The following is an 18,384-nucleotide window of genomic DNA, read 5'->3' on the forward strand; positions in this document are numbered from 1 at the left end:
GACAAGATGGACCCCATGGACCAGGGGCCCAGGTCCATACCGTCCATGATGTCCATACGGTCCATACCGTCCATCCTGAACAAGCAGACCCAACCAAGGAAGAACGAGCCTCGGATGCCATGAGCCACGAAGAAGGAAAGCCGGTCGGCGCCGTGGTGGTGGTCGGGGCCGGCATCGCCGGCATGCAGGCCAGCCTCGATCTCGCCGAGATGGGCTTCAAGGTCTATCTGGTGGAGGAGAAGCCCGCCATCGGCGGTGTGGTGCCCCAGCTGGACAAGACCTTCCCCACCAACGACTGCGCCATGTGCATCCTGGCGCCCAAGCTGGTGGAGACCGGCCGCCATCCCAACATCGAGATCCTCATCAATGCCCAGGTCGAGGCGGTCACCGGCACGCCCGGCAACTTCGCGGTCACGATCCGCCGCCGGGCCACCTGCGTGGACCCCAGCCGCTGCAACGGCTGCGGCGAGTGCGAGACCAGCTGCCCGGTGGTCCTGAAGAGCGAGCACGACGAGGGCCTCGCCCCCCGGCGGGCCATCTATCGCCGCTATCCCCAGGCCATCCCCAACGCCTTTGCCATCGACAAGCGGGGGGTCTCCCCCTGCCGGACGGCCTGTCCTGCGGGCATCAACATCCACGGCTACGTGGCCCTGATTCGGGCCGGCAAGTATGCCGAGGCCTATCGGCTGATCACCGCGGCCTTGCCGTTCCCTGGCATCTGCGGCCGCGCCTGCCATCACCCCTGCGAGCTGGCCTGCAACCGCAAGGACCTGGACCAGGCCATCTCCATCCGCAACCTCAAGCGCTTCGTGGCGGACCAGCTGGCGGCTGGCGGGCCGCTGCCGGCCCTGGTGCCGGCCCCCCCGGAGAAGCGGCCGGAGCGGATCGCCATCATCGGTGCCGGCCCGGCCGGGCTGACCGTCGCCAAGGAACTCCTGGGCCGGGGCTTCCCGGTGAAGATCTTCGACGCCGCACCGGTGCCGGGCGGCATGATGGCCCTGGGCATTCCCAGCTACCGGCTGCCCCGCAGCCTGGTCCAGGGTGAGGTGGGCCGGGTCCTGGAGCTGGGAGCCGAGCTGGAGCTGGGGGTCCGGGTGGACGCCGCCAGACTTGCCGAGCTTCTGGCCGGCGAGTTTGTTGCAGCGGTCATCGCCATTGGCGCCCACCGGGGCCACAAGATCCCCCTGCCCGGGGCCGAGCACCCGGACTGCCTGGAGGCGATCAGCTTCCTGCGCCGGATCAACCTGGGCGAGGCGGTGACGGTGGGCCGGCGGGTGGTGGTGGTGGGCGGCGGCAACGTGGCCATGGATGTGGCCCGCTCCGCCCGGCGCCTGGGCGCCAGGGAGGTGCATCTGGTCTGTCTGGAGGCCCGGCGGCAGATGCCAGCCCACAAATGGGAGCAGGAAGAGGCCCTGGAGGAGGGGGTGATCTTCCACACCTCCCGGGGGCCGAAAAGGGTCGTGGTGGAGGAGGGCCGCGTGGCCGGCCTGGAGACCCTGGCCTGCAACGCGGTCTTCGACGCCACCGGCGCCTTCAAGCCGTCCCTGGCTCCGGGCACCGAGGAGATCCTGGCCGCGGAGACGGTGATTCTGGCCGTGGGCCAAGGCCTGGACACCCAGGCCTTCGAAGGCCTGGTGGCCCGGGATGGCCGCGGCCGCATCCAGGTCGACCCCATCACCTTCCAGAGCAGCCAGCCGAACATCTTTGCCGCTGGCGACGTGGTCACCGGCCCGGCCTCGGTGGTGGGCGCGGTGGGCCAGGGCCGGGCCGTGGCCGAGTCCATCAGCCGCCTTTTCTCCGGCCAGGATCTGGCCGCCGGCCGGGCACCGGTGGATATCGAGACCGCCCGGATCCGGGCCGATTACCGGCTGCGGCGGCCGCGGATCGAGCCGGCCGTGGCGGCGGCGAGCGACCGGGTGCAGGACTGGCGGGAGATCGAGCGGGCCTTCACCGAGGAGGAGGCCCGGGCCGAGGCGGACCGCTGTCTCAACTGCGGTGGCTGCTCGGAGTGCCTGCAGTGCGTGGCCACCTGCAAGCGCCAGGCGGTCAATCATGGGGACACCGACCGGCTCATCGCGGTGCAGGCTGGCGCCGTCCTTCTGTCCCCAGGCTTCGAGAAGTGGCATCCCGAAGAGAAGCGGGCCTATGCCTACGGCCGGAGCCCCAACATCCTCACCAGCCCGGAATTCGAGCGGATCCTCTCCGCCTCCGGCCCCTACGGCGGCCACCTGATCCGGCCCTCGGACCACCGGGAGCCGAAGCGGATCGCCTTTCTCCAGTGCATGGGCTCCCGGGACCCGTCCATCGGCTGCACCTACTGCTCGTCGGTGTGCTGCATGTACGCGGTCAAGGAGGCGGTGATCGCCAAGGAGCACTCCCGGGAGCCCCTGGAGTGCCACGTCTTTTTCATGGACATGCGGGCCTTCGGCAAGGGCTTCGAGAAGTACTACCAGCGGGCGGCGGGCGAGTATGGGGTCCGGTTCCGGCGCCAGCGGGTGCCGTCGCTTACCCCTCTTGAGAACGGCGACGTCGAGGTGCGGGTCCTGGGCGAGGACGGCCGGGTCCATACCGAGGCCTTTGACATGGTGGTGCTGGCGGTGGGCATGCGGCCGGCCAAGACCATGCCGGAGGTCAGCCGCATCACCGGCGCCGCCCTGGGGAAGGAAGGCTTCCTGGCCACCCGGCCCTTCGCCAAGGAGCAGACGGAGCAGCCGGGCATCTTCGCTGCTGGCGCCGCCACCGAGCCCATGGACATCCCGGAGACGGTAGCCCGGGCCTCGGCGGCTGCCGGGGCGGTGGCCGAGCTTTTGGCCGGCGCCCGCGGCTCTCTGGTCAGCCGCAAGGAGTTCCCGCCGGACCTGGACGTGGCTGACCAGGACGCCCGGATCGGCGTCTTTGTCTGCGCCTGCGGCATCAACATCGGCGGCGTCGTCAATGTCCAGGAGGTGGCGGCCTATGCCCGCCGCTTCCCCGGGGTGGTGCACGCGGAGCACAATCTCTACACCTGCTCCCAGGACACCCAGGAGATCATCAAGGCCAAGATCGAGGAGCACCGCCTCAACCGGGTGCTGGTGGCCTCGTGCACGCCCCGCACCCACGAATCCCTGTTCCAGAATACCATCCACGAGAAGGGCCTGAACCCCTTCCTCTTCGAATTCGTCTCCCTCAGGGAGCAGGTCTCTTGGGTCCACCCCGGCAACCGGGAGATCGCCACCAACAAGGCGAAAAGCCTCCTGGCCATGGGGCTGGCCCGGGTGCGCACCTTGCGGCCGGTGGTCAAACAGTCCTTCCCGGTGCAGCCGGTGGGCCTGGTGGTGGGCGGCGGGGTGACCGGCCTCACCGCCGCCCTGTCCCTGGCCGACCAGGGCTACGGGGTGCATCTGGTGGAGCGGACCACCACCCTGGGCGGCCAGGCCCGGCATATCCGGACCACCATCGACGGCCAGGACGTGCAGGCCCACCTCGCCTCTCTGGTGGAGCGGGTCGGGCAGCACCCCCGGATCACCCTCCACCTGGGAAAAACCCTGGCCAGGCTTTCCGGCTACATCGGCAACTACCAGGCCCTGCTCGCCGGTGCCGAGGAGCCCATCGCCGTGGGGGCGGTGATTGTGGCCAGCGGCGGCCGGGAGATAACCACCGACGCTTATGGCTATGGCCGCCTGCCGGGTGTGATCAGCCAACGCCAGCTGGAGGAGGCTCTGGCGGCGGGCGAGGCCAGGAAGATGAAGGGCCTGGTCATGATCCAGTGCGCCGGCTCCCGCAGCGCCAGCCACCCGTACTGCTCCCGGATCTGCTGCACCCAGGCGGTGAAGAATGCCCTGGCCGTCAAGGCTGCCAATCCCAAGGCCCAGGTGACGGTCCTCTACCGGGACATCCGGACCTACGGCTTCCGGGAGCAGTACTACCAGGAGGCCCGGCGGGCCGGGGTGCTCTTTGTTCGCTTCGCGGATGACCGGCCGCCCCAGGTGCGCCAGGAGGGCAAGGGCCTGGTGGTCGAGGTGGAGGATGCGCTCCTGGCCGAGCCCCTGACCATCCCTGCCGACCGGGTGGTGTTGAGCCTGGGCATCGCGGCCGGAGACAACGCCGCCCTCTCCCAGGTGCTGAAGGCGCCCCTGGATGCCGATGGCTTCTTCCTGGAGGCCCACGCCAAGCTGCGGCCCCTGGAGTTCGCCACCGACGGCATCTTCCTGGCCGGGCTTGCCCACTCGCCCAAGGACCTCACCGAGTCCATCTCCCAGGCCCGGGGCGCGGCGGCCAAGGCCGCCACCCTCCTGGGCAAGGAGGCCATCCAGGCCAAGGGCCGACCCGTGGCGGTCACGCCCAAGGCCTGCTCCGGCTGCGGCCTGTGCGTGCGGGCCTGCCCCTACGAGGCCCGGTTCGTGGACGAGGAGACCGGCCGCGCCCAGGTGATCGAGGTCCTCTGCCAGGGCTGTGGCGCCTGCGCCGCCGTCTGTCCCAACTCGGCCACCCAGCACATCGGCTTTGAAAGCGGCCAGATCCTGGCCCAGATCGATGCGGCGCTGGGGTAGAAGAGAAGGATCAGGAGGAGCCCCCATTCGGGAAAGTTTGACCACCAGATGAGGTCACAGATACAGGATTCCCCATGAGCGAACCCTTCGAGCCCCGCATCATCGCCTTTGTCTGCAACTGGTGCACCTATGCCGGCGCTGACCTGGCCGGCACCGCCCGGCTGCAGTATCCGCCCAACATCCGCATCATCCGCCTCATGTGCAGCGGGGCCATCGATCCGGTGTACATCCTGCGCGCGTTGAGCGAGGGGGCGGACGGCGTCTTCATCGGCGGCTGCCATCCCGGCGACTGCCACTACCTGTCGGGCAACTACAAGGCCCGCCGCCGGATCGCCACCTTGAAGACCATTCTGGCGGGGGTGGGGCTGGAGAACGAGCGGCTGATGCTGCGCTGGATCAGCGCCAGCGAGGGCCAGCTCTTTGCCCGGACCATGCAGGAATTCACCACCCGGATCCGGGCCATGGGCCCCAACCCGCTGGCCGGGCCGAGCCTGCCCCGGTCACCCCAGCCGGTCCAGGAGGCCGCCGCATGAGCGCCGCCGAGCCCCAGCCGTCTTCCTCCCTGCCCCAGGTCCTCGCCTTTGCCGGCGATGCCGCCTCGTACCCGGCCAAAGCCGCCCGCTTCCTGGCCCAGCTGCTGGAAAAAGGGGTCGTCACCGGCGTGGCGGTGCCGGTCTGGACCTCGGACCGCTGCGCCAGCTACCAGCTGCTCACCGCCCCGGCCCTCCTGGCCCAGGCGGACCCCTTCGCGCCGGTGATGCTCCGAAACGCCGCCGAGCAGCTGGCGGAGCTGAGCCGCCAGGGCCTGTCCCAGCCGGTGGCCCTGGTGCTCCGCTCCTGCGAGATGCGGGCTTTGGTGGAGCTGGCCAAGCTCAAGCAGGCCAACCTTGCCAACTGCCTCCTGGTGGGTGCCGACTGTCTGGGCACCATGCCGGTGACCACGCTGACCGAAGGCGGCCAGGGCCTGTCCCAGCGCCTCATGACCGAGCCCCTGGCCGAAGGGGCGATGCGCTCCGCCTGCCGGCTGTGTGCGGAGCGGACCCCGCCGGTGGCGGATCTGGTGCTTCTGGCCATTGGGGTTGCCGCCGGCGGCCCGCTTCTGGTGGAGGCCAGGACCGGGGCCGGGGCGCAGGCTGTCTCCGGCCTGGGCCTGGCCGAGACGCCGGCGCCGGCCGGTCGCCCCCCGGCCCTGGCGGCCCTGGCCCAGGCCGCCACCGACCGGCTGGCGCAGGCCAGCGCCACGGATCTTCTGGAGCACCTCGGCCGCTGCAGCCGCTGCTACAACTGCCGGAACCTCTGCCCGATCTGCTACTGTCCGGAATGCGTGTTCGTGCCGGCCAAGCTGGGCTACGACTCGGAGCGCTATCTGGCCTGGGCGACCCGCAAGGGCAGCCTCAGCCTGCCCACCGACGTCGTCTTGTTCCATCTCACCCGGATGAGCCACATGCTCACCTCCTGCGTCGGCTGCGGCATCTGCGAGGCCGTCTGCCCCAACCAGATCCCGCTGGGCCGCATCTACAGCGTGCTCCGCAAGAAGGTCCAGGATCAGTTCGGCTACCAGGCTGGCCGGGCCCTGGACGAGCCCCTGCCGGTGACGGTCTTTGCCGAGCGGGAGCTGGCAAGCGTGGAGGAGTAAGCCATGGGCCATCCCGACCAGAACGTTGTCCAGCATGGAGCTGCCGGCCGGAAGCTGGCGCAGGAGATCATGGCCCGGCCGGGGGGCGAGCATCTGTCGCTGTGCTTCGCCTGCGGCACCTGCACCCTGGCCTGTCCGGTGGCCGAGGTCACGGAGACCTTCAATCCCCGGCGCATCATCCGGCAGATCCTCCTGGGCCGGGGCACGGAGGTCCTGGACGACCCGGCGATCTGGCTGTGCCACCAGTGCTTCCGTTGCGCCGTGCACTGCCCCCAGGGCGTCTCCTTCACCACCATCATGCGCATCCTCCAGGGCCTGGCCCAGGAGCAGGGCCGGGTGACGCCACGGTTCGTGGCCGCCTTGCACCAGGCTGAGCAGGAGATCGAGGCCTTGCGCACCCGGGTGTTCGCCGAGCTTGCCGCCCACCGGCAGGAGGAGGCGCCGCCGGAGCCGGCCGAGCTGGTCAGGAAGGCAACGGCGGCAGGAGAGTGAGCCGATGACCGCGCCTGTCTCCCCTTCCCCGAGCCCAGCCGCCATTCTGGTGGTGGGCGGCGGCATTGCCGGCATGCAGGCGGCCCTGGACGTGGCCGCCGCCGGCCGCCGGGTCTACCTCCTGGAGGCCGGCCCCAGCATCGGCGGCCGCATGGCCCAGCTGGACAAGACCTTCCCCACCAACGACTGCGCCTTGTGCATCCTCTCCCCCAAGCTGGTGGAGGTGGCCCGCCACCCCAATATCTCCCTTCTCACCAGCAGCGACCTCCTGGTTCTGGAGGGCGAGGCCGGGGCCTTCACCGCCCGCATCCGCCGCCGGCCCCGCTACGTGGACGAGGAGCGGTGCATCGGCTGCGGTCTGTGCTCCGAGGCCTGCCCGGTCAGGATCCCGGACCGGTACAACGAGGGCCTGGCCGAGACCGCCAACATCCGCATCCCCTTTGCCCAGGCAGTGCCCAAGAAGGCGGTCATCGATGCCGCCACCTGCCTGCGCCTCCAGCACGGGGAGAAGGTGTGCGGCAAGTGCGTCGAGGCCTGCGAGGCCGGGGCCATCGACTTCTCCCAGACCGAACAGACCGAAGAGCTCCAGGTGGCCGGGGTGATCCTGGCCATGGGCGCCAATCCCTTCGATGCCCGGCTGCTGCCCCAGTTCGGCTACCGCCTCTACCCGGATGTGGTCACCAGCATCGAGTACGAGCGGATCCTGTCCGCCTCCGGACCCTGGGGGGGCGAGATCCGGCGGCCATCCACCGGCGGCCATCCGCAGAAGATCGCCTTCCTCCAGTGCATCGGCTCCCGCCAGCAGCAGACCGGCGGCCGCTACTGCTCCTCCATCTGCTGCATGCAGGCCACCAAGGACGCCATCATCTCCCGGGAGCATGCCCCGGAGGCCGAGGTCACCATCTTCTTCATGGAGCTGCGCACCCCGGGCAAGGGCTTCGACCGCTACGTGGCCCGGGCCCAGGAGGAGTACGGGGTGCGCTACGTGCGCTCCCGGGTGAGCCATGTGGAGCGGCGGGCCGCGGACGGCCGGCTCCTGGTCTCTTACGAGACGACTGCTGGCGGCCGCCGCCAGGAGGCCTTCGACCTGGTGGTCCTCTCCCTGGGCCTGGCCATCAGCCCCCGGGTCCAGGAGCTGTGCCGGCGCATCGGCGTCGCCCTCGATCCCTTCGGCTTCGTGCAGACCGACGAGACCACGCCGCTCGCCACCTCCCGGCCCGGAGTCTTCGTCTGCGGCACCCTGTCCGGGCCCAAGGACATCCCGGCCACGGTCATGGAGGCCAGCGGCGCGGCCGCCCAGTTCGTCTACCCGGAGCGGGGCGAGCGGCCTGCGCCGGCGCCCATCACCCCGCCGCGGTCCCTGTTCGCCGACGAGCCCCGGGTGGGGGTCTTCGTCTGCCATTGCGGCAAGAACATTGCCGCCACCGTCGATGTGGCCGACGTGGCGAGCTACGCCGCCACCCTGCCCAACGTCCTTTTTGCCGCCCACCTCACCTACACCTGCTCCGACGATGCCCAGGCCAGGATCCGCACGGCGATCCGGGAGCACGATCTCAACCGCATCGTGGTGGCGGCCTGCAGCCCCCGCACCCACGAGGGTCTCTTCCAGGCAACCCTGAAGGAGGCGGGACTCAACCCCTATCTCTTCGAGATGGCCAACATCCGGGACCAGTGCTCCTGGGTGCACAGCCGGGTGGCCAGGGATGCCACCACCAAGTCCCGGGAGCTGGTGCGGATGGCGGTCTCCCGGGTGCGGGTCCGGGAGCCCCTGGGCGAGATCCCCCTGGCCATCACCGACCGGGCCCTGGTCCTGGGCGGCGGCCTGGCGGGCATGGAGGCGGCGCGCAGCCTGGCCCGGCTGGGCTTCGCCGTGGACCTGGTGGAGCGCCAGGAACGTTTGGGGGGCCTCCTGCGGGAGGTGCCCTTTCTGCCCTCCGGCGGCCGCACCCGGGACTTCCTCGACCGGCTGGAGCGGGAGCTGGCGATGAGCCCCCGGGTGCACCTGCACCTGGCCAGCCGCCTTGCGGAGGTGAGCGGCTATCTGGGCAACTTCCGCTCCCGGATCGCCACGCCGGAGGGCGACCAGGAGATCAGCCACGGCATCACCGTGGTGGCCACCGGCGGCGAGCGGCCGCGGCCGGCCGAATACGGCCTGGACCGGGACCCCTATGTCCTCACCCAGGACGATCTCGAAAGGCGCCTGGCCGGCAGCCACCCGGATCTGCGCCTCCTGGATAGGCTGGTGATGATCCTCTGCGTCGGCTCCCGCACCCCGGAGCGGCCGTACTGCTCGGTGGTCTGCTGCCCCCAGGCCCTCAGAAACGCTATCCGCCTCAAGGAGCGTTTCCCGAGCCTGGACGTCACCATCCTTTTCCGGGAGCTCCGGAGCGCCGGCAAGGACGAGCTGCTCTTCGAGGAGGCCCGGCGGCGGGGCGTCCTCTTCATCCGCTTCCCGGACGGATCGCCGCCGCAGGTGGAGCGGCAGGGAGAAGAGCTGCAGGTGACGGTCGCCGACGCCACCTTCGGCGAGACCTTGACCCTGGCCGCCGACACGGTGGTCCTCAGCCAGCCCCTGGCCCCCAACCCGGACAACGCCTGGCTGGGCCCGCTCCTCAAGGTGCCCCTGGATCAGGACCGCTTCTTCCTGGAGGCCCACGTCAAGCTGCGGCCGGTGGATTTCGCCACCGACGGCATCTTCCTCTGTGGCCTGGCCCAGGGCCCGAAGGGCATCGCCGACACCATCCGCCAGGCGGATGCGGCGGCGACCCGGGCCGCCACCCTCCTCGGCAAGAGCGTGGTCCTGGTGGAGGGCAAGACCTCGGTCATCAACCCCCGGCTGTGCAACGGCTGCCGGCAGTGCGTGGAGGCTTGTCCCTACCGCGCCATCGCCATGGACGACAAGAAGGGGGTGGCGGTGGTGAACCAGGCCCTGTGCAAGGGCTGCGGCATCTGCGCCGCGGCCTGCCGCTCCGGAGCCCCTGACCTGGGCGGCTTCTCCAACGAGGAGCTGGCCTCGGCCATCGGCGCCTTTCTGGCAGAGGAGCTCCAATCCCCATGAGCCTTCAACCTGGCCCCATCAAGCTGATCGGCTTCTTGTGCAACTGGTGCTCGTACGCCGGCGCCGACCTGGCCGGGGTGTCCCGCTTCCAGTACGACGCGTCGATCCGCATCGTCCGGCTGCCCTGCTCCGGCCGCATGGATCCGCTCTTGGCCCTCAAGGCCCTCCAGGACGGTGCCGACGGCGTCCTCATCTCCGGCTGCCACCCCGGCGACTGCCACTATTCGGATGGCAACTACTTCGCCCGCCGCCGCTTCGCGGTGGTGCGCTCGCTCATGGAGTTCGTCGGCCTCGATCCGCGGCGCCTGCAGATGAGCTGGGTCTCCGCCTCGGAGGGGAAGAAATGGGCCGAGGTGGTGAACGAGGTCGCCGGCGCAGTGACCGCGGCCCGGGACGAGGCCAGAGCGGCCGGACAAACCGCGGCCGCCCCCCTGCCGGCAGCATCCGGAGACCGGGTCCCGCCCCGGGAGGACCCGGAGCTGACCGCCGCCCTGCGGCAGACCGCCCGGGATCTCCTGGCCACGGGCCGGGTGCAGGCGCTCCTCGGCCACCGCCGGCGGCCCGGCGGCCGCCCCGGGACCGCCTTGCTGGTGGCGACCGGCCCGGAAGCGCTGGAGGAGCTGGTGGCCTTCCAGGGGGATGCCCCCAACCTGGCCTGCCATCTGAAATCGACCGTGGAGCGCCACGGCACCACTGCCCTGGTGGGCAAGGGCAGCGATCTTTTGACCGCCATCAACCTGGTGCGGGAAAACCAGCTCCAGCGCCAGTCGATCGTCCTGGTGGGCCTGGGCTTTCCGGAGCCGGCGGCCGGCGGGTCGGAATCGCTGCGCCCCGGCCGGGTCCAGGAGGCGGTCGGTCTCACCCAGGCCGCTGATCTGGTGGTGGGCGCCCGGCCGGCCGCGGTGCCGGACGAGACCTTCGCCGACGTCGCCGCGATCGACGCCCTGCCGCGACCAGCCCGGTACGCCTTCTGGCGGGAGCAGTTCGGCAGCTGCCTGCGCTGCTATGCCTGCCGGAGCGCCTGCCCGTCCTGCTACTGCAAGACCTGCTTCGCGGACTCGCGGCGGCCGGCCTGGACCTCGCCGGCGCCCTCGGCGGAGTCGAGCCTCTATTTCCACCTCATCCGCGCCTACCATCTGGCTGGCCGCTGCGCTGGCTGCCGGGAGTGCCAGCGGGTCTGCCCGATGCAGATCCCGCTCCTCACCCTGGCCCGGAAGGCCTCCCAGGTGGTGCAGGAGCTGTTCGGCCACCGGGTCTCCGCTGACCCGCAGGTGAAGAACCCTCTCGCCGCCTTTGCCATGGACGACCAGGTGGATTTCATCCGATGAGCCCGCAAGAACGATTCTTCTCGCCGGCGTCCCTGAGGAGCTGGCTGGACCGGCTGATCGCCGGCCAGCCGGTGGTGGGGCCCTGCCAGCGGGGCGCCAACACCGTCTTTGCGCCCTTGACCGGCGCTGGCGACTGGCAGGCCGACCTCCTGCTGCCCAAGACCCCGGCCAAGGGTCTGGTCTTCCCGCCCCGGCGGGCGGTAGGCGACACGACAGTGGTGCCGGCCATCCTCTGGGGCGCCCGGCCCTGCGAGCTGCAGGCCCTCGATCTCATCGACCGGGTCTTTCTGCAGGAGCCGGCGGATCCGGTGTACCACCAGCGGCGGCTGGCCTTGACCACCGTCGCCTTCGCCTGTCCCCAGGCAGCGGACACCTGCTTTTGCACCCGGGTGGGCAGCCATCCGGCCGACCGCTCCGGCGCCGATCTTCTGCTGGTGCCGGTGGCTGGCGGTCATCTGGCCACGGCGGGCACCGGCCGGGGGGCAGAGCTTCTGGCCGGAGCCGGCGAGCCGCCGACGGCCGAGCAGCTGGACGCGGGCGCCGCCTTTGTCCGCGCCTGCGAGGAGGAGGGGCAAGCTGCGGCGCCGCTGCCGGCCACCCTGGCGGCGCTCTTCGACAGCCCGCTCTGGGAGGATCTGAGCCGCGGCTGCCTGTCCTGCGGCGTCTGCTCCTTCCTCTGCCCCACCTGCCACTGCTTCGACATCGCCGACGAGCGGACCGGCAAGGTGGTCTTCTGGGACTGCTGCGCCTTTCCGGACTTCACCCTCATGACCTCCGGGGAGAACCCCCGCAAGAGTCCCGCCATCCGCCTGCGCAACCGGATCCTCCACAAGTTCGATTATCTGGTGCGCACCGTGGGGAGGAGAGGCTGCGTCGGCTGCGGCCGTTGCGTGGCCAACTGCCCGGCAGGCCTGGACCTCGTCGCGGCGCTGGCGGCTCTGGAAGCGGCCGCCGCCAAGGAATGACACCGGCCATGGATCTCTACCAGCCCAGACAGGCGACCATCGAGGCGATCGTCCGGGAGACCCCGGATGTCAAGACCTTCCATTTCCGGGTGGATGGCGAGTTTTGCTACGCCCCCGGCCAGTTCTTCGAGCTGTCCATCCCGGGCGCCGGCGAGGCGCCCTTCTCCATCTCCTCCGCTCCCACCGGCGAGCCGGTCTTCCAGTCCACCATCCGCCGGGCCGGGCTGGTGACCCGGGAGCTGCACCGCCTCCTGCCCGGCGCCACGGTGGGGGTGCGCGGCCCCTTCGGCCGGCCGTTCCCCATCGAGCAGCTGCGGGGCAAGGGCCTCATCTTCATCGGCGGCGGCATCGGCTTTGCCCCCTTGCGGGCGCCGTTGCAGTATGCCCTGGCCCATCGCCAGGATTTCGGCCCGCTGCTGGTGGTGAACGGCGCCCGCAGCGTCGCCGACGTGCTGTTCGTGGAGCAGGCGAGAGCCTGGCAGCAGGAGAAGGAGGTGCAGGTGGTGCTCACCGTGGACCCCGGCGGCGAGGCGCCGGGCTGGTCCGGCCGGGTGGGCCTCATCCCCAAGGTGGTGGAGGAGATGCATCCGTCGCCGGCCAATGCCGCGGTCCTGGTCTGCGGCCCGCCGATCATGATCAAGTTCACCCTCCAGACCCTGGACCGGCTCGGCTTCACCGACGAGCAGGTGCTCACCACCCTGGAGATGCGGATGAAGTGCGGCCTGGGCAAGTGCGGCCGCTGCAACATCGGGCCGATCTATGTCTGCAAGGACGGTCCGGTCTTCTCCATGCAGGAGGTCAAGGCCTTCGTCGGCGACTTCTGAGTCGTTGCCCTCGGCTTTTCCCTTGACTTTACAACCGTGGCACGCTATGTGGTTTGACTTTTTGGCCCCGCCGCATCCCCCGTCAGGAGAATCACCATGTGTCGTCTCGCCATGAAGACTGCCTCCGAGCCCTTCGGCCCCCATGGGGTGCTCACCGCCATGGAGGCCATGCAGGAGGGCTATGACGGCAGCGGCCTCGGGCTGCTGCTCCGGGGCGTCCGCTTCGCCGACTACAACTACCAGGCCGACGCGCCGATCCTCTCCGGTATCGCCCATTCCGAGGCCGCCCTGCACCGGCTGGACGAGCGCATGCAGGCCAAGGGCTTTGCCCTCAAGTACGACCACGAGTTCGATCTGCGGCCCGGCCTGATCGAGGCCCGGGACCGCCACAAGTACTTCGTCCGGGTGTACAGCCCGCCGGCTTCCTGGAAGGGCCTGCCGAAAGAGGCGGTGGCGGATGAGCTCATGCTCACCCGGGTGGGCTTGCGCCAGGACGGCGAGGCCCACGGCAATGACCTCACCGCCTTCTCCTTCTGGCCGGACGTGGTGATGATCAAAGAGGTGGGCTGGCCTTTGCAAGTAGGCGCCGCGCTGGGGCTGGCCGACGACCGCATCAAGGCGCGGGTGGTCATGGCCCAGGGCCGGCAGAACACCAACTACGGCATCAACCTCTACGCCTGCCACCCCTTCTTCATCCAGGGCATCGCCACCATGACCAATGGCGAGAACACCGCCTTTGTGCCCATCAAGGAGTATCTGTCCGGCTCGCAGTATCCCGGCTATATCGGCTACCAGAGCGACTCCGAGGTCTTCACCCACATCCTCCACTACACCCTGCGGCGCCTGGGCTTGCCTCTGGAGGCGTACAAGCACGTCATCACCCCCTTGAAGACCGAGGAGCTGGACAGCCACCCCCAGGGCGCCTTCCTGAAGGGTCTGCGCACCGCCTGCCGCCGCCTCATCATCGACGGCCCCAACTGCGTCATGGGCTCCCTGCCGGACGAGACGGTGCTCCTGGTCATGGACCACAAGAAGCTGCGGCCAGCCACCATTGGCGGCAAGCCCGGTGAGTGGGCCCTGGCCTCGGAAATGTGCGGTGTCGATGCCATGATCCCGGACCGGGATCGTTCCCTTGACTTCCAGCCCATGCGGGAGAATACGGTGGTGGTTCCGCCCCACCGCCAGGAGTATGCGATATGGTCGCAGTTGCAGCCGTTGCCACTACCCCAAGCAGCCTGACCTACCACGACCTGCCCTGGATCATCGATCACCGGGAGGACCGCTGCACCCTGTGCGGCCGCTGCACCTCGGTCTGCCCGGTGGAGGCGATCCATCTCACCTACCGGCGCCAGCGGCTGCCCAACCTGGATCTCCTCAAAAAGGAGCGGGGCTCCACCTTCCGCACCTTCGTCGGGATCCGCCAGCGCACTGAGCTGAGCCGCCGCTGCATCGGCTGCGGCATGTGCTCCATGGTCTGCCCCAACGAGGCCATCGGCCCCCGGCCCAATGCCAACGACGAGCGGGCCCGGTTCCACATCCACCAGAAGATGGATGCCTGGAAGCGGGGCGGCCGCCGGAACGTCCGGGAGAGCCTTCTCGACCGCATCGTCTTCACCCGCATCTCCATGCTCACCGACCCGGCCCTGGATGCCGGCCGGCACGAGTTCTTCCTGAACACCATCCTGGGCCGCATCCTCTCCCCGGAGGAGTTTCTGCGCCGCCACGCCAAGGGCGAGTGGATTCCCCCCACCCGGGAGATCTTCCCCTTCATCATCGGCTCCATGTCCTTCGGCGCCCTGTCCCCCAACATGTGGCTGGGGCTGCTGCAGGGGGTGGCGTATCTCAACGAGGTGCTGAAGATCCCGGTGGTGATGGCCACCGGTGAGGGCGGCTGCCCGCCCTGGGTGCTCAGGAGCCCCTTTTTGAAGTACATCATCCTGCAGATCGCCTCCGGCTATTTCGGCTGGGACGAGATCATCCGGGCCATCCCGCAGATGCAGTGCGACCCGGCGGCCATCGAGATCAAGTACGGCCAGGGCGCCAAGCCCGGCGACGGCGGGCTGCTCATGTGGTTCAAGGTCTCGAAGCTCATCGCCCGCCTGCGGGGCGTGCCGGAGAGGGTGGACCTGCCCAGCCCGCCGGTGCACCAGACGCTTTACTCCATCGAGGAGAGCGTCATGAAGATGATCCAGACCATGTCGATGGCCTGGGGCTTCCGGGTGCCGGTCTATCCCAAGATCTCCGGCTCCACCTCGGCGAAATCGGTGCTCAACAACCTGGTGCGCAACCCGTACGCCGCCGGCCTTCTCATCGACGGCATCGACGGCGGCACCGGCGCTGCCTACAACGTCAGCATGGACGCCACCGGCCACCCCATCGCCTCGAACCTGCGGGAGTGCTATCTCGACCTGGTGGCCCAGGGCCGCCAGAACGAGATCCCGCTCTTTGCCGCCGGCGGGGTGGGCAAGAACGGCAACGTGGCCCAGAACGGCATGGCCCTCATCATGCTGGGCGCCTCCGGGGTCCATCTCGGCAAGTACATCATGCAGGCAGCGGCCGGCTGTCTGGGCAGCGAGCGGAACCGCTGCAACGTCTGCAACATCGGCCTGTGCCCCAAGGGCATCACCAGCCAGAACCCCAAGCTTTACCGCCGGCTGGATCCGGACGACGTCGCCCAGCGGGTGGTGGATGTCTTTGGCGGCATCCGCACCGAGATCAAGAAGATCATGGCGCCCCTCGGCCGCTCCCAGAGCCTGCCCATCGGCATGTCCGACGCCCTGGGCATCGACGACGAGGCGGTAGCCAAGCGGCTGGCCATCCGCTACGTCTGCTGACCTTTACCCTGCTGCCAGCGCGCCGCAAGGAGCCTGAATACCGTGAGCGAGATCACCCATCAGCCGGTCATTGTGGCCGGCCGCGACAGCCAGGGCCGCCGCCTGGGCTCGAAGGAATTCGACGAGCTGGTCCAGGCGGCCGCCCTTCGCACCAGCAGCCTGATCCTGGAGACCTACGGCCAGCATAACGTCGGTGGCCGGATGCCGGTTGATCGCGGCCAGGTGTCCATCCGGGTGCGGGGCCCGGTGGGCCAGCGCCTGGGCTCCATGGGCCAGCCCGGCACCACCATCGTCTGCGAAGGCCCGGCCTCGGACGACGTCGGCTACCTCAACATCGGTGCCGATGTGGTCGTCCTGGGGGATGCCACCAACGGGGTCGGCAATGCCATGGCCCAGGGCCGGCTGATGATCCGGGGCTCCATCGGCGCCCGCGGCCTGACCATGACCAAGTGGAATCCGGACTACACCAGGCCGGAGCTGTGGGTGCTGGGCTCGGTGGGGGACACCTTCGCCGAGTTCAACTGCGGCGGCGTGGCGGTGGTCTGCGGTGTCGAGGCCAAGAACCCAGCCAATGTCCTGGGCTACCGGCCCTGCGTCGGCATGGTGGGCGGCTGGATCTTCTTCCGGGGCCAGACCGACGGCTCCTTCTCCCGGACCAACGTCCGCCTAGCCACCCCGGACGATAGCCAGTGGCAGTGGCTCATGAACGAGCTGCCCGGCTATCTGGCGGCCATCGGCCGGCCGGAGCTTCTAGCCTCTCTGAGCGTCCGCTCCGAGTGGCAGATGCTCATCGCCATTTTGCCCCACGAGCGGGCGCTCTATTTCAGCGGCCCCATGCCCATGGCCGCCTTCCGGACCAGGATCTGGGAGCCGGCCTTTGGCGGCGATCCGTTGCGGGATCTGGCGCCGGGCCTGGACCGCAGCCCGATCGGCACCATCGAGACCGGGGAGCTGAGGCGCCGGCGGCCGTTCTGGGCCAACTCCGCCCTGGCGGCGCCCTGCACCTTCTACTGCCCGGTGCATATCCCCACCATCGACCGGCTGCGGCTGATGCGGGAAGGCAAGACCGAGGAGGCCTACCAGCTGGTCCTGCAGCACACCCCGCTGCCGGCCTCGGTGTGCGGTGCCATCTGCCCCAACCTCTGCGTCCAGAACTGCTCCCGCACCGCGGTCGACCGGGGCATCGATGTGGCCATGCTGGGCCGGGCGGTGAAGGACAGCCGGCCCCCGGCCTGCCTGCCGGCCACCGGCCAGCGGGTGGCGATCATCGGCGGCGGCCCGGCGGGGATGAGCGCTGCCTGGCACCTGGCCCAGGCGGGCATCACCGCCCACATCTTCGAGCGGGACCAGCAGCTGGGGGGCAAGCTCGCCCAGGTCATCCCCTGGGAGCGCCTGTCCAAGGCGGTCTGGGAGGCGGAGATCGCCCGCTTCCTCACCATGCCCAACATCGAGGTCTCCTTCGGGGTCAGCATGACCCGGGAAGGCCTGGAAGAGCTCAAACGCGACTACGCCTTCGTGATCATCGCGGTGGGCGCCCACGAGCCGCGCCGGATCCCCTTCCCGGGCTCGGAGCGGGTGATCACCGCCCTCGATTTCCTGAAGAGCGCCAAGAGCGAGCAACCCATGGCGGTGGGGAAAAGGGTCGCCATCATCGGCGCCGGCAACGTCGGCTGCGACGTGGCCTGCGAGGCCTATCGCCTGGGCGCCGAGTCCGTGGTGCTGCTCGATATCCAGAAGCCACTGGCCTTCGGCAAGGAGAAAGCGGCGGCCGAGGCCCTGGGCGCCACCTTCCGCTGGCCGGTGACCACCCGGGAGGTGAACGAGCAAGGCGTGGTCCTGGCCTCCGGCGAGGTCATCCCGGCGGATACCGTCTTCATCTCCATCGGTGACGTGCCGGCCCTGCCCTTCCTGCCGGAGACCGTGGAGTGCATCCGCGGCTGGATCAAGGCCGACGAGGCCGGTCGGACCACGGACGAGAGGATCTTTGCGGTGGGGGACGTGGAGCGGCCGGGCCTGGCCACCAACGCCCTGGGCGCCGGCAAGCGCACCGCCGACTACATCATCACCGCCCTCCAGGGCCGGGAGTGGCAGCCCTTCAAGACCAGGGTTGTGACCCCGGACCTCCTGACCCTGGCCCACTACTGCCCGACGCCAGTGGCCGGCTCCCCGGAGGACGAGGCGGAGCGCTGCCTGTCCTGCGGCACCTGCCGGGACTGCCACCTGTGCGAGACCATCTGCCCCACCCAGGCCATCAGCCGCCAGCCGGGCGCCGGCAGCGAGTACCGCTACGTCTCCGACGACGCCCGCTGCATCGCCTGCGGCTTCTGCGCCGACACCTGCCCCTGCGGGGTCTGGACCATGCAGCCGTACGAGTAGGGAGGCTCTGCCCAGTGGCGGGGCAACTCACACCGGGGAGTGGGTCTTGAGCCAGTCGCGGAGCGCCGCGTTGATCCGGGTCTGCCAACCCGGTCCGCCGGCCCGGAAGGCGTCCAGGATATCCCGATCGAAACGGATCGTCGTGGACTCCTTGTCACTGCCGGCCGGCCGGCCGCGCCGCCGCCGGTGGGCCTTGATGCCAGCCGCCATCTCCTCGGCTGTCAGGGGTCGTTCGTCCTCGTCCTTGCCGTCCCAGACATAAGGTGCCCCGGCCCGCACCTTGGCAGCATCCGTCTTGCTCTCGCCGCGGCAGGCAGCGGCACGCATCTCATCAATCGTCAT

12 protein-coding genes are annotated in these 18,384 nt (G+C 69.7%); 11 read left to right on the forward strand and 1 reads right to left on the reverse strand.

Translation table 11 applies throughout. The annotated features are described in order from the left end of the window. Nucleotides 1-119 precede the first annotated feature (119 nt). From AB1634_03805 to AB1634_03855, 11 genes are all read left to right on the forward strand, one after another. On the forward strand, nt 120-4,529 hold the full coding sequence (locus AB1634_03805; protein MEW6218644.1) for an FAD-dependent oxidoreductase: 4,410 nt from the start codon (nt 120-122) through the stop codon (nt 4,527-4,529). Nucleotides 4,530-4,603: 74 nt separating this feature from the next. Beyond that, nucleotides 4,604-5,062, forward strand: a complete 459-nt coding sequence (locus AB1634_03810) for a hydrogenase iron-sulfur subunit (GenBank protein ID MEW6218645.1) — start codon at nt 4,604-4,606, stop codon at nt 5,060-5,062. Continuing rightward, nucleotides 5,059-6,165, forward strand: coding sequence for a formate dehydrogenase (locus tag AB1634_03815; protein ID MEW6218646.1), 1,107 nt, complete (start codon nt 5,059-5,061; stop codon nt 6,163-6,165). The genes AB1634_03810 and AB1634_03815 overlap by 4 nt, the downstream gene beginning before the upstream one ends. Nucleotides 6,166-6,168: 3 nt before the next feature. Beyond that, nucleotides 6,169-6,657, forward strand: a complete 489-nt coding sequence (locus AB1634_03820) for a 4Fe-4S dicluster domain-containing protein (protein ID MEW6218647.1) — start codon at nt 6,169-6,171, stop codon at nt 6,655-6,657. Between the two features lie 4 nt (nt 6,658-6,661). Further along, nucleotides 6,662-9,715 (forward strand): FAD-dependent oxidoreductase, encoded by a 3,054-nt coding sequence (locus tag AB1634_03825; protein MEW6218648.1) that lies wholly within the window; start codon nt 6,662-6,664, stop codon nt 9,713-9,715. Next, complete coding sequence (locus AB1634_03830) at nt 9,712-11,043, forward strand: hydrogenase iron-sulfur subunit (GenBank protein MEW6218649.1); 1,332 nt, start codon at nt 9,712-9,714, stop codon at nt 11,041-11,043. The genes AB1634_03825 and AB1634_03830 overlap by 4 nt, the downstream gene beginning before the upstream one ends. Next, nucleotides 11,040-12,008 (forward strand): 4Fe-4S dicluster domain-containing protein, encoded by a 969-nt coding sequence (locus tag AB1634_03835; GenBank protein MEW6218650.1) that lies wholly within the window; start codon nt 11,040-11,042, stop codon nt 12,006-12,008. Before AB1634_03830 ends, AB1634_03835 begins: the two co-directional genes overlap by 4 nt. 8 nt (nt 12,009-12,016) lie before the next feature. Next, the gene (locus AB1634_03840) at nt 12,017-12,832 is read left to right on the forward strand and encodes an FAD/NAD(P)-binding protein (protein ID MEW6218651.1); all 816 of its coding nucleotides are present in this window, start codon (nt 12,017-12,019) and stop codon (nt 12,830-12,832) included. A 96-nt stretch (nt 12,833-12,928) separates the two neighbouring features. Further along, entirely contained in the window at nt 12,929-14,071 is a 1,143-nt protein-coding gene (locus AB1634_03845) for a glutamate synthase (GenBank protein MEW6218652.1), read from the forward strand. Then, on the forward strand, nt 14,029-15,666 hold the full coding sequence (locus tag AB1634_03850; GenBank protein ID MEW6218653.1) for a glutamate synthase-related protein: 1,638 nt from the start codon (nt 14,029-14,031) through the stop codon (nt 15,664-15,666). Before AB1634_03845 ends, AB1634_03850 begins: the two co-directional genes overlap by 43 nt. Nucleotides 15,667-15,708: 42 nt before the next feature. Continuing rightward, complete coding sequence (locus tag AB1634_03855) at nt 15,709-18,042, forward strand: FAD-dependent oxidoreductase (GenBank protein MEW6218654.1); 2,334 nt, start codon at nt 15,709-15,711, stop codon at nt 18,040-18,042. Between the two features lie 27 nt (nt 18,043-18,069). Here AB1634_03855 and AB1634_03860 read toward each other — a convergent pair whose 3' ends face one another. Beyond that, nucleotides 18,070-18,384: a BrnA antitoxin family protein gene (locus AB1634_03860; GenBank protein MEW6218655.1), complete on the reverse strand. Its 315-nt coding sequence runs from the start codon at nt 18,382-18,384 to the stop codon at nt 18,070-18,072.

The organism is Thermodesulfobacteriota bacterium (assembly GCA_040755095.1).
GTDB lineage: Bacteria > Desulfobacterota > Desulfobulbia > Desulfobulbales > JBFMBH01 > JBFMBH01.